The following is an 11,467-nucleotide window of genomic DNA, read 5'->3' as shown; positions in this document are numbered from 1 at the left end:
CGCGGTCTGTCGCGCTACTCGCGGTGTTTGTCGCGCAACTCGCGGCGCAGCTGACGCGGGGTGCTGCCCAGCTCGCGCGACAGGGCTGCGGTGAAGGCGCTCTGCGAGGCATAGCCGACGCGGCTGGCGACTTCGCCGACCGCCAGATCGCTGGCCAGCAGCAGCTCGCGGCCCAGGCGCAGGCGGCGCGCCCGCACGTAGTCCATCGGCGTTTGCCCGGTCTGTTCGAGGAAGCAGGCGTGGAAGCGCGCCACCGACAGACCGCAGACCCGCGCCAGGTCCGCGACCTGCAGCGGATGGGCGCAGTGGCGGTCGATATGGGCGTCCAGCGTCGGCAGGTGCAGGCGCTCCCGCGGCAGCGGCGCCGGGCTGGTGCTCAGGCTGGCGAGCAGCAGGGCCGCACCTTGCTGGGCGATCACCTCGTCGTTGATCGGGCTCGCCGCCAGCCAGTTGACCAACTGGCTCTGCGCGGCATTCAGCAGCAGGCTGCCCGGGCGGTCGAGCAGGCGCCGGCTGGCATCGGCGTGAGCGCCCAGGCGCTGGCGCAGCCAGTCATCGGAGGGCACGTCGAGCACCAGGCATTGGCTGCCGGCCACGCTGGCGCAGGCGTGGTGCGCGGCAGGCGGAACCACCGCGAGGTTCTGGTTGAACACCTGGCAACCGCGCCCCGCGACCTCGAAATCCAGCCGCCCGGACAGGCCAAACACCAGCTGCGCGTGGTCGTGGCTGTGGGCGATTTCCTGGCTGTAGTGGCGCAGAGAGAGGACCGAGTGCATGGCGGGCTCCGGAGGCAAGGGCTGCAGTCTACACCGCGCATGACGGTGGGTGGGCTGTCATCGGATCGACGCGAGGCTGTCACAAACGCGTCACCGCTGGCGCGCAAGCTCGGCAAAACAGAGCCGGAGGCAAACGATGAGCATCGCCGAGCGCAGCACACCCAGCCGCAAGCAACGTGTTCGCACCCTGTGGATTTCCGACGTGCACCTGGGCACGCGCGATTGCCAGGCCGAGCGCCTGTCGGGCTTTCTCAAGCGCTACCAGGCCGACCGTGTGTACCTGGTCGGCGACATCATCGATGGCTGGAAACTGCGCGGCGGCATCTACTGGCCGCAGGCGCACACCAACGTCATCCGCCGCCTGCTGACCATGAGCAAGCGCGGCACCGAGGTGATCTACGTCACCGGCAACCACGACGAATTCCTGCGCCGCTACTCGAAGCTGATCCTTGGCAACATCCAGCTGGTCGACGAAGCGGAGCACGTCACCGCCGATGGTCGCAAGCTGCTGGTGATCCACGGCGATCAGTTCGACGTGATCACCCGCTATCACCGCTGGCTAGCGTTTCTCGGCGACTCGGCCTACGGCTTCACCCTGGTGCTCAACCGTTGGCTCAACCACTGGCGCGAGCGTTATGGCTACGGCTACTGGTCGCTGTCGGCGTACCTCAAGCACAAGGTCAAGACGGCGGTCAGCTTCATCAGCGATTTCGAGGAAGCCATCGCCCACGAGTGCACGCGCCGGGGCTTCGACGGTGTGGTCTGCGGGCACATCCACCACGCCGAGATCCGCAAGGTCGGCGAGGTCGAGTACCTCAACTGCGGCGACTGGGTGGAGTCCTGCTCGGCGCTGATCGAACACCTGGACGGCAGCATCCAGCTGTTCCGCCTGGCCGAGGAACAGGCGCGCGAAGAGCAGCTGGCTCGCGTGGGCCAGGCTGCATGAGGATTCTCATCGTCAGCGATGCCTGGCACCCGCAGGTCAACGGTGTGGTCACCAGCCTGCAGGCGCTGATCGACGAACTGCGCGGCCTCGGCCATCAGGTGAAGCTGCTGTCACCGGTGGATTTTCGCAGCCTGCCATGTCCCAGCTACCCGGAGATCCCGCTGGCCTGGGACTTGTGGCGCGTGGGCCCGGCGATCCGCGGCTTTCGCCCCGACTGCGTGCATCTGGCCACCGAGGGGCCGCTCGGCTGGGCCGCCCGGCGCTGGCTGAAACGCCGCGGTCTGGCGTTTTCCAGTGCCATCCACACGCGCTTTCCGGAGTACGTGAACACCCGCTGGCCGGCGATTCCGCTGAGCTGGGGGTATGCCTTCCTGCGGGCGTTCCACCGCGCCAGCCAGGCGGTGCTGGTGAGCACCGAGCGCATGCGCGACGAGTTCGTCAGCCAGGGCGTGCGCCGCGTGCAGGTGTGGCGCAAGGGCGTGGATGGCGGGCTGTTCCATGTTCGCGGCGTGGCGCCGAGCGCGCCGGTATTCCTCTATGTCGGGCGTCTGGCGGCGGAGAAGAACCTGCCGGCGTTCCTCGACCTCGACCTGCCGGGCGTCAAGCGCGTGGTTGGTGATGGCCCGCAGCGCGCGCAGCTGCAGCAGGACTATCCGCAGGTGCAATTCCTCGGCTACCAGCAGGGCGAGGTTCTGGCGCAGTCTTTCGCCGCCGCCAGCGTGCTGGTGTTTCCTTCGCGTACCGACACCTACGGCCTGGTCATGCTCGAGGCACTGGCCTGCGGTACGCCGGTGGCGGCATTTCCGGTGGCCGGACCACTGGATGTGCTGGAGCCGGGTGTGACCGGGGTGATGGACAAGGAGCTGGGCCGGGCGTGCCTGGCAGCATTGCAGCTGGATCGCGCGGTATGCGCAGAGCGCGCAGCGCGGCAATCCTGGCGCGCCTCGGCGCTGGAGTTCCTCGCTCGCCAGCCATTGCTCGATGGCGAGCTGGTGGCGGTCGGCGCGGCCCCTGCACTGCAGGTGTAGTACGCGACGCCGCAGACGAAGAAGCCGCCTTTCGGCGGCTTCTTCGTTTCGCTGTCTTCGCTGCTAGAGGATGACCTTGTCGCGCAGTTTCTCGGCGGCCTGGTTGAGCGCCTGGATGACCTTTTCCTTGTCGTAGTTCTGGATGCCGGTGGTATCCAGGTACATGGAGAAGCCGGGCAGCTCGTGTTCGACGTAGCTGGACTTGGCGCCCAGGTCGCGACGGAAGTCGACCACCTGGTAGATCTGCACCGGGCGACTGAAGCCCTTGACCGCGATCTGGCCCTTGTCGCGGCACATGATCACGTCCTTCACCAGCGAGTAGGTCTCGTGGGAGATCAGCACTTCGCCGGCCTCGGAGGAGCTTTCCAGGCGGCTGGCCAGGTTCACTTCGCGGCCGATGATGGTGTAGTCCATGCGCGTGTCGGCGCCGAAGTTGCCCACCGTGCAGTAGCCGGTGTTGAGGCCCATGCGGATTTCCAGCGGCTTGGTGATGCCCTGGGCGCGCCATTGCTGGCGCAGGACCTTCATGTGCTTGCGCATGGCGATGGCCATGGACACGGCGTTCACCGCGTCCTTCTTGGCACCCTGGGTGGTCGGGTCGCCGAAGAAAATCATCACGCTGTCGCCGACGAACTTGTCGATGGTGCCGCCGTACTTGAGGGCGATCTTCGACATTTCCGTGAGGTAGGTGTTGAGCAGGTCGGTGAGCTGCTCGGCTTCCAGCTCTTCGGACAGCTCGGTGAAGCCCTTGATGTCGGAGAAGAACACGGTGAGCTTCTTGCGCTGGGTTTCCAGGCGCACGGTGCGCTTGCCGCTGAAGATCATTTCCCAGACCTGCGGCGACAGATACTTGGCCAGGTTGCGCGCCAGGCGCGCGGCCTTTTCCTGTTCCTTCTTTATCTCGCCGCGGGCCAGGGCCAGGCGCTTGCCCTGCTCGTGGACGAAGTAGGCGGTGATGCCGATGTAGAGAATGCTCAGCAGGATGCTCACCAGCGAGACCAGGATCGGCGTCGCCGCGCGCACCGGCGGATGCACCAGGGCGGTGGTCAGGGCCATGCCGCCGGCGGCGATCAGTAGGGCCAGGCCGACCTGGCGCAGGCCGCCGGAGATCATCGCGCTGAAACTCAAGATCAGCAGGCACATCAGCCCCGGCACTACCGAGAAGCCCATCATCACCGCGGCGATGCCGGCGTGCGCGGCGTCGATGAACAGCAGCACCAGGCCGGTCTTCTCTGGATGATCGCGCTTGAAACGGTTGCCCAGGTGGTAGGCCAGGTGCGGGTAGAGGAGGGCGTAGGGCACCAGCCACAGAATGTCGTAGCTGAAGTGCTGGGAATAGGTTCCGGCGGCGATGCTGGCGGCAGTGGCGATATAGGCCAGAACGCGCGAGTAGTACTCACGCAGCAACGGAGCAGGCTGAACCCTGGATGGTTCCTGAGCGGCGGACTTCATTGAATTGGAGCGATCCCTGATGTTTATCTGGCGCTTCTGCTGAGCGCCTGGACGGTCTGCAAGACCTGAGCCAATGCCTTGGCGGGTGGGGGATCATAACCACGGGCACCGTCGGCGGCCAAGCACGACCGCCGAACGGCGAGGAATCACGGATGGATCAACTGGCCTGGCGCTCCATGGCGGCCTTGTAGATCGACTGCTTGGGCTGGGCGAACACGCGGCGCAGCATGGGCTCGAAGAATGCCAGCGGCAGCGTTTCGGCCTGCGGGTCGAATGCCGCGGCGTCGTAGCGGGCGCAGAATTCGATGGTGCGCTGGAACTGCGGGTGGTCCTTGAACTGCTCGCGCAGGTGCCGATCCATGCCCAGGTGATGGAAGAAGTAGTAGCCCTGGAAGATGCCGTGCTTCTCCACCATCCACAGGTTGTCGGCGCTGACGAAGGGCTTGAGGATGGCCGCGGCGATATCGGGGTGGTTATAGCTGCCCAGGGTATCGCCGATGTCGTGCAGCAGCGCGCAGATCACGTATTCCTCGTCCTGGCCGTCGCGGTGGGCGAGGGTGGCGGTCTGCAGGGAATGGGTCAGGCGGTCCACTGGAAAGCCACCGAAGTCGCCGTCGAGCAACTTGAGGTGAGCGAGGATGCGGTCCGGCAACTGCTTGGCGTAGGCGGCGAAATCCTGGGCGATGATGGCCCAGTCCTCGGCGCTGCCGTCTTCCATATGGGTGAAGCGAGCGTGAGCGTTCATCAGGCGTCCTCTTGTTATGTATCGGGACTGCATAGGGATGCGAGCTTGCAAGCCGGGCAAGGCAGATTTCTAGCGCCCTGAGGCCACTGCCAATGCCTATGGCCGACGTGCAGCCGGTCGCAAGGGCTTAGAAGCGAATGCGCCCGGTAAAGGCGTCCTTGAGCATCACCCAGTCGCCCATCAGGCTGTACAGCGGGTACTGGAAGGTCGCGGGCTTGTTCTTCTCGAAGATGAAGTGGCCGACCCAGGCGAAGCCGTAGCCGGCAAGCGGCATGGCCAGCAGCCACAGCCACTGCTGGGTGACCACGGCGTAAGCGAAGATGCTGAGGACCAGCAGGCTACCCACGTAGTGCAGGCGGCGGCACACGTCGTTGCTGTGCTCCTGCAGGTAGTAGGGGTAGAACTCGGCAAAGCTGTTGAAGCGTTCGGTGGTTTCGGCGCTCATGGCGTACCTCCTGTCATTGTCGCGCTCAGTGTAGGACGGCGGTCCGTGGCGGCCAGTGGCATACGGCGCCAGATTAGTATCCTTGGGCGCACGAAATTGGCCGTGAATGGCACGCGGCGACTGTCTCCACTATGCGCAGATTGGCGCGCAAGGAGAGACCGGCTGACGATCAGGGTCGGCTGTTGGCAGGTATAGGGAGAGGGGGGCGGTGAGGCTCCACGCGCTACAGGCAGGACGCCTGCAGCTGCGCGGATAGGCGGGGTGCTGCGCTAGCGCGGTGCTGCAGGGCTCAACGGCCACCACCGGAGAGCGTGCCGCCGGTGCGCCAGTCGCCGCCGCGATCAGTGCGTACGCCGCGGAATATATGGCCGCCATTGTCGAACGGCTTGCTAACGGGACGCTCGATTTGCTTGGTGGCGTGGGAGGTGGTCACAGGCTGAATGGTCGAAACGGGCATGGTGTCATCCTCTGGTGAGCGCTGAAGGGCGCGCACGATTCATTGAACAGGACTCTTGTGACACTTCGTTTGCCGGGCTGGTTCGGGAGAGAGGCGTAAAACCGACGTTCGGACATGTTGGTGTCATTTATCCGGCATTTCGCCCTTGGCGAGCCGTGCTGGCAGGCCACAACCCGCATTCCTGTGCGGTCTGTCATCTTTTGCCGTGGGTTAGTATCCTTGGCCCGCCTGCCCGTGATTCACCACAACAAGAAGACGCCCATGAGCGAACGCACCACATCCTCCAGCTGGGCTTCCAGCATCGTCCAGGCTCTGGAGCTGGGCGGCGTCGACTGCCGCGCCATCTTTGCCAAGCTGGGCCTCGATTACGCCGCCCTCGACGATCCGGAGGCGCGCTTCCCGCAGGACGGCATGACCCGCCTGTGGCGCTGCGCTGTGGAGGCGTCCGGCGACCCGGCCATCGGCCTGAACATGGCGCGCCTGTCGGTTCGGCCCATGGCGTTCCACGTGGTCGGCTACGCGCTGATGTCCAGTCGCAATCTGCAGGAGGGCTTCACCCGCCTGGTGCGCTATCAGCGCATCATCGGCGAGGGCTCGGACCTGAGCTTTCATCCCACGCTGGATGGCTACGAGCTGATCTTCGCCATCCATGGCGACCAACTGCCACCGGCGCGGCAGAGCTCCGAGGCTTCCCTGGCCTATACCCTGGCGTTCTGCCGCTGGCTCACCGGCAAGCCGATCCGCGTTCGCGAGGTCACTTTCCAGGGGCCGCCGCCGGAGAACCTGCAGCCGTATCGCGATGTGTTCCAGGCGCCGCTGCGCTTCAATGCCGAGCGCTACGGGATGATCTTCGACCGCGCCGATCTCGACGCTCCGCTGCCTTCCGCCAACGAGGCACTGGCGCAGCTGCACGACCGTTTTGCCGGCGAATACCTGGCGCGTTTCTCCGACAGCCGCGTGACCCACCAGGTGCGCCAGGTGCTGTGCCGCCTGCTGCCCCAAGGCGAGCCCAAGCGCGAAGCGGTGGCCCAGGCGCTGCTGTTGTCCGAGCGCACCCTGCAGCGCCGCCTGCAGGATGAGGGCACCAGCTACCAGCACCTGCTCGACGACACCCGTCGCGAGCTCGCCGGGCAGTACCTCGCCCAGCCGAACCTGACCCTGCTGGAGATTGCCTACCTGCTGGGCTTCGCCGACCCGAGCAACTTCTTCCGCGCGTTCCGCCGCTGGTTCGACAGCACGCCGGGCGAGTACCGCGCGAAGTTGTAGGGAGCGATCGTTTCCTGCGCCGAAAAAGCCGCTCCGACCGTAGCGAGCGCGCCTCAGTCGCGTGCGGCCAGCGCGCAGCAAGCGCAGTGGACTGTCTGTCCATGAGCATTGCGAGCACTGCCCGCACGCGACTGGGGTGTGCGCAGTAGGTCCGAGCGGCTTTTTCTCAGTGGCGCCAGAAGGCGGGTAGCAACAGCACCAATACGGTGAGGATTTCCAACCGCCCCAGCAGCATGCCGCAGGTCAGCAGCCACTTGGCCGCGTCTGGCAGGCTGGAGAAGTTGCCGGCCGGGCCGATGATCGGGCCCATGCCCGGCCCTACGCCGGAGACCGTGCTGGCCGCGCCGGACAGCGCGGTGATCCAGTCCAGCCCACAGAGGGTCAGGGCCAGCGCCAGGGTGGCGATGGTGATGGTGAAGAAGAACGAGAAGGTCAGGATCGAGCGGACGATGTCCTCGTCCAGGCGGTGGCGGTTGTACTGCTGCTTGATCACCGCGCGCGGATGCACCAGCTGCTGCAGGTTGGCCTTGAGCAGGATGTAGGCGACCTGGAAACGGAAGATCTTCAGCCCGCCGGCAGTCGAGCCCGAGCAGCCGCCGATGAAGCCCAGGTAGAAGAACAGCATGCCGGCGAAACCGCCCCACAGGGTGTAATCGCCGAGGGCGAAGCCGGTGGTGGTGAGCACCGAGGTGGTGTTTACCGCCACGTGGCGCACGGCGTCGAGCCAGTGCAGGTTGGTCGTCGCCCAGTACCAGGTGCCCAGCGCCAGCCAGCAGGCCAGCAGGATGAAAATGAAGCCGCGCACCTGCTCGTCGCGGATCAGCGCCTTGTAGTTGCCGCGCAGAGTCGAGACATAGAGTACGAACGGCAGGCTACCAAGGATCATCACCACCACCGCGACCCAGTGCACCGCCGGCTGCTGCCACTTGGCCAGCGAGGCGTCGGAGGTGGAGAAACCGCCGGTGGAGATCGCCGACATGGCGTGGTTGATCGCGTCGAACAGGTTCATCCCGGCCAGCCAGAAGGCCAGCACCGCCAGGCTGCTGATGCCGACATAGGCCACCACCATGTACTTGGCGACCATGTGCGAGCGCGGCATGACCTTGTCCGAGCGATCCGAGGATTCGGTCTGGAACAGGCGCATGCCGCCGATGCGCAGCATCGGCAGGATCGCCACGGCCATGGCGATGAAGCCGATGCCGCCGAGCCAGTGCAGCAGCGAGCGCCACATGAGGATGCCCGGCGACATGCTGTCCAGGCCGGTGAAGATGGTCGCGCCGGTGGCGGTGATGCCCGACATGCTCTCGAAGTAGGCGTCGGTGTAGCTGACGTGCTGGGTGAAGACGAAGGGCAGGGCGGCAAATATCGACACCAGTACCCAGCTCGACACGGTGAGCATGTACATGTCGCGCGGGCGCAGCTGCGAATTCTGCGGGCGGCCCTGGATCACCATGGCCAGGCCGGCGATGAAGGTGATCAGGCTCGACCAGAGGAAGGAGTTGATGTCCTGCGGGCGCTCGAAGACCAGCAGGGTGACGATCGGGACCATCATGCTGATGGCCAGGGTGATCAGGAAGATGCCGTTGATGAACGCGATGATGCGCAGGGTCGGCACAGACATTAAGAAAATTTCCGCAAGGTGAAGAGCTGAGTCTAGGTGGGCTCGGCGCGCAACGCGCTGGCGCCTGTTCTTGATGCGCCATTGGCAGTTGCCTGCCGGCGGAGCAGCATCGACCGGCCGGGCATTCTACCTGCGCTGGCCGCTCCCTTGAATAGCGTCTGCGTGCGGCATTTTTTGCCAAAACCGCGGAGCCGGGCACTAGAATGCCTGCCTGTTCCCGTGGAGATGGCCAATGCAAGCCCTCGACCTGCTACTCAACCGTGTGTCCGTAGCGCGCCTGCATGCGCCGGCACCCGATGCCGCACAGCGTGAGCTGCTGTTCCGCGCCGCCCTGCGCGCGCCTGATCACGGCCAATTGCGGCCTTGGCGTTTTCTCTGTGTCGAAGGTGAAGGGCGCGCGCAGTTGGGCGAGCTGTTCGCCGCTGCGCTGCTGGCTGGCAATCCGGACGCCAAGCCCGAGGCGCTGAGCAAGGCGCGTGGCATGCCGCAGCGGGCGCCGTTGCTGGTGGTGGCCATCGCTCACCTGCATGACCACTTCAAGGTGCCGGCCGAGGAACAATTGCTCGCGGCAGCCTGCGCGGCCCACGGCATCGTCCTTGCGGCGCATGCTCAGGGCCTGGGCGCCATCTGGCGCACGGGCGATCTGGCCTACGACGCGCACGTCATGGCTGGGCTGGGGTTGGCCGACAACGAGCGCATCGTCGGTTTCATCTACCTCGGCCAGGTGGAAGGCGAGCGGCGCCAGCCGTTGCCGCTGGCCACGGCTGATTTCGTCAGCGACTGGCCGCGCTGAAGGATTTAATCCTTCAGCGCGTTGCCTTGTGGCAGTTCGAGGGTGGCGATGAAGCCGCCCTGCGGGTGATTGGCCAGTAGCAGTCGCCCGCCATGCCGCTCCACTGCGCGCCGCGTGATGGCCAGCCCCAGGCCATGCCCGGCGGCGCTCTGCCCGGGCACGCGGTAGAACGGTTCACCAAGCTTCTCCAGCAACTGCACCGGCACGCCGGGGCCGTGGTCGCGCACGCTGATGCGCAGCCAGCCCGGCTGCTCGCTGACCTGCAGGTCGATCGGCTGGCCCGGCGGGTTGAAGCGCAGGGCATTGCGCAGCAGGTTGTCCAGCGCGCGGGCGAGCATGTCCGGCCAGCCTTGCAGCGGCGACGGCGAGGCATTCAGGTGGATGTGCACCTGCTGCTGCGGATCGCTCAGGGTCGCGTCGCTCTTCAGGTTGACCAGCAGGTTGGGCAGGTCGATGGGGCTGGGCGCGCCGGGGTCGGCATCCAGGCGGGCGAGAGCGAGAATCTCGCTGATCAGGTTTTCCAGGCGATCACATTCCTGCGACAGGCGCGGCCAGAGCTTTTCGCGTTCTTCCGGGCCTGCGCGTTCAGCCAACGCCAGGGCGATGCGCAGGCGCGCCAGGGGCGAGCGCAGCTCGTGGGAGACATCGCGCAGCAACTGGCGCTGGCTGCCGATCAGGTCCTGCAGGCGCGCACCCATGCGGTTGAAGTCGCGGGCCAGCACGCCAAACTCATCACCGCGCCCGGACAGCTGATCCAGGCTGTGCTGTTGGTAGGCGGTCTGGCCGAGGTCATGCACCGCACTGCGCAAGCGTCCCAGCGGGCGGGTGATGGAGAGTGTCAGCAGCACGCTGAGCAGGGTCAGCACCACCAGGGCGATGCCCAGCGCACTGAGCGGCCAGAGCAGGCTGTCGCGGTGCCATTCGGCCAGTTCCGGGTGCGGAATGCGGTAGATGAACAGGTAGGTTTCGTCGGTGGTCGGGCTGGTGTATTCGGTGGTCATGCGCCGCCAGGGCAGGCGCTTCTCGTTGTTCTGGCGTGCCTCGAAGGCGGCGGCTCGCGGTGGAAACGTGCCCTGTACCAGTGGTTCGCCGTTGTCGCCGAGCACTTGGGTGTCGAGGTGGAAACGGCGCTTGCGCATCTCCAGCAACTGCTGGGCGGCGCCCTGACCCTTCTGTTCGTAGCGTTGCGCCCACTTTTCCGGTAGGCCCTCCACGGCCGGGTGGTGGCTGAGGATCCAGGTGTCCTGGTTCAGCGCGTGGCCGAGCAGGATGGACAGCCCGGCGACCAGGGCGATGGCCAGCCAGAAGCTGGCGAAGATGCGCCAGAACAGAGAACGCATGGGCTTTCCTCGAATGAGCAAAACCCGGCGCGCCTGAGCGGGCCGGGTTCTGGTGACGGCGGGTTACTGGGCTTTCTGGTCGCGCTGGGCCTTCCAGGCTTCGAACTCTTCACGTTCGGCGCGGCGTTTTTCCATGTTCTGCTTGTGCTCGGCGAACACCTTCTGCTGTTCCGGCGTGAGGATGGCGTTGAAGGCCTTGTCGTGTTCCAGGCGAGCGGTTTCCAGCTCTTTCTTCATGGCCGCCTTCTCGGCTTCGGGGAGTTTATCCAGGTACTTGCGGGTGATCTCGCGCGGGTCGTCCTTGTGCTCGCGCATCAGTTTGCCGACTTTCTCGCGTTGTTCAGGGGTCAGATTCAGGCCGTCGAACATCTTGCCGCCACGCGGGTGTTCGCCATGCGGGCCTTTGTTGCAGTCGCGGCCACGATGATCGTCACCCGGTGCGGCCATGGCGAGGGTCGGCAGGGCGCTGGCGAGAAGCAGAGCGATGAGGGTCTTGCGCATGGTCTATCTCCTTGTCTCGAAACCGGTGGGTTACCGGATGAGCTCAGTCTAGGGAGGGCAAGGTCAAGTGCTGTCAGGCGTCGGTAAAGGCTGGGTA

General features: G+C 65.7%; 12 protein-coding genes. 4 read left to right on the top strand and 8 right to left on the bottom strand.

Annotated elements, in window-relative coordinates:
* Nucleotides 1-14 precede the first annotated feature (14 nt).
* On the bottom strand, nt 15-776 hold the full coding sequence (locus IB229_RS16915) for an AraC family transcriptional regulator (RefSeq protein ID WP_192331072.1): 762 nt from the start codon (nt 774-776) through the stop codon (nt 15-17).
* 136 nt (nt 777-912) lie between these two features.
* Between IB229_RS16915 and IB229_RS16910 the strand changes: the two genes are divergently transcribed.
* Both IB229_RS16910 and IB229_RS16905 read left to right on the top strand, forming a co-directional pair.
* The gene (locus IB229_RS16910; protein WP_192331071.1) at nt 913-1,722 is read left to right on the top strand and encodes a UDP-2,3-diacylglucosamine diphosphatase; all 810 of its coding nucleotides are present in this window, start codon (nt 913-915) and stop codon (nt 1,720-1,722) included.
* The gene (locus IB229_RS16905) at nt 1,719-2,750 is read left to right on the top strand and encodes a glycosyltransferase family 4 protein (RefSeq protein WP_192331070.1); all 1,032 of its coding nucleotides are present in this window, start codon (nt 1,719-1,721) and stop codon (nt 2,748-2,750) included. The genes IB229_RS16910 and IB229_RS16905 overlap by 4 nt, the downstream gene beginning before the upstream one ends.
* A gap of 63 nt (nt 2,751-2,813) precedes the next feature.
* Here IB229_RS16905 and IB229_RS16900 read toward each other — a convergent pair whose 3' ends face one another.
* From IB229_RS16900 to IB229_RS16885, 4 genes are all read right to left on the bottom strand, one after another.
* Nucleotides 2,814-4,202 (bottom strand): adenylate/guanylate cyclase domain-containing protein, encoded by a 1,389-nt coding sequence (locus IB229_RS16900; RefSeq protein WP_192331069.1) that lies wholly within the window; start codon nt 4,200-4,202, stop codon nt 2,814-2,816.
* A 157-nt stretch (nt 4,203-4,359) separates the two neighbouring features.
* Nucleotides 4,360-4,947: an HD domain-containing protein gene (locus tag IB229_RS16895; protein ID WP_192331068.1), complete on the bottom strand. Its 588-nt coding sequence runs from the start codon at nt 4,945-4,947 to the stop codon at nt 4,360-4,362.
* Between the two features lie 127 nt (nt 4,948-5,074).
* Nucleotides 5,075-5,392 (bottom strand): Mpo1-like protein, encoded by a 318-nt coding sequence (locus IB229_RS16890; RefSeq protein ID WP_192331067.1) that lies wholly within the window; start codon nt 5,390-5,392, stop codon nt 5,075-5,077.
* A gap of 289 nt (nt 5,393-5,681) precedes the next feature.
* Nucleotides 5,682-5,849, bottom strand: coding sequence for a hypothetical protein (locus IB229_RS16885; RefSeq protein WP_192331066.1), 168 nt, complete (start codon nt 5,847-5,849; stop codon nt 5,682-5,684).
* A gap of 261 nt (nt 5,850-6,110) precedes the next feature.
* Between IB229_RS16885 and IB229_RS16880 the strand changes: the two genes are divergently transcribed.
* A complete protein-coding gene (locus tag IB229_RS16880; RefSeq protein WP_192331065.1) occupies nt 6,111-7,115 on the top strand; it encodes an AraC family transcriptional regulator in 1,005 nt (334 codons plus the stop codon).
* Nucleotides 7,116-7,281: 166 nt separating this feature from the next.
* Here the strand turns inward: IB229_RS16880 and IB229_RS16875 are convergent, their stop codons facing one another.
* Nucleotides 7,282-8,736, bottom strand: coding sequence for a TrkH family potassium uptake protein (locus IB229_RS16875; RefSeq protein ID WP_192331064.1), 1,455 nt, complete (start codon nt 8,734-8,736; stop codon nt 7,282-7,284).
* 232 nt (nt 8,737-8,968) lie between these two features.
* On the opposite strand from IB229_RS16875, the gene IB229_RS16870 reads away from it, so the two are divergent.
* Nucleotides 8,969-9,529 (top strand): nitroreductase, encoded by a 561-nt coding sequence (locus IB229_RS16870; protein ID WP_192331062.1) that lies wholly within the window; start codon nt 8,969-8,971, stop codon nt 9,527-9,529.
* Between the two features lie 5 nt (nt 9,530-9,534).
* On the opposite strand, the gene IB229_RS16865 is transcribed toward IB229_RS16870, so the two are convergent.
* Together IB229_RS16865 and IB229_RS16860 are read right to left on the bottom strand one after the other, a co-directional pair.
* Nucleotides 9,535-10,869, bottom strand: coding sequence for a sensor histidine kinase (locus IB229_RS16865; protein WP_192331060.1), 1,335 nt, complete (start codon nt 10,867-10,869; stop codon nt 9,535-9,537).
* Between the two features lie 63 nt (nt 10,870-10,932).
* On the bottom strand, nt 10,933-11,370 hold the full coding sequence (locus tag IB229_RS16860) for a Spy/CpxP family protein refolding chaperone (protein WP_192331058.1): 438 nt from the start codon (nt 11,368-11,370) through the stop codon (nt 10,933-10,935).
* Nucleotides 11,371-11,467 lie beyond the last annotated feature (97 nt).

This window comes from Pseudomonas sp. PDM14 (assembly GCF_014851905.1).
In the GTDB taxonomy this organism is placed as follows: domain Bacteria; phylum Pseudomonadota; class Gammaproteobacteria; order Pseudomonadales; family Pseudomonadaceae; genus Aquipseudomonas.
The sequence above is the reverse complement of the archived record's forward strand: the minus strand, read 5'-3'. Positions and strand labels throughout refer to the sequence as shown.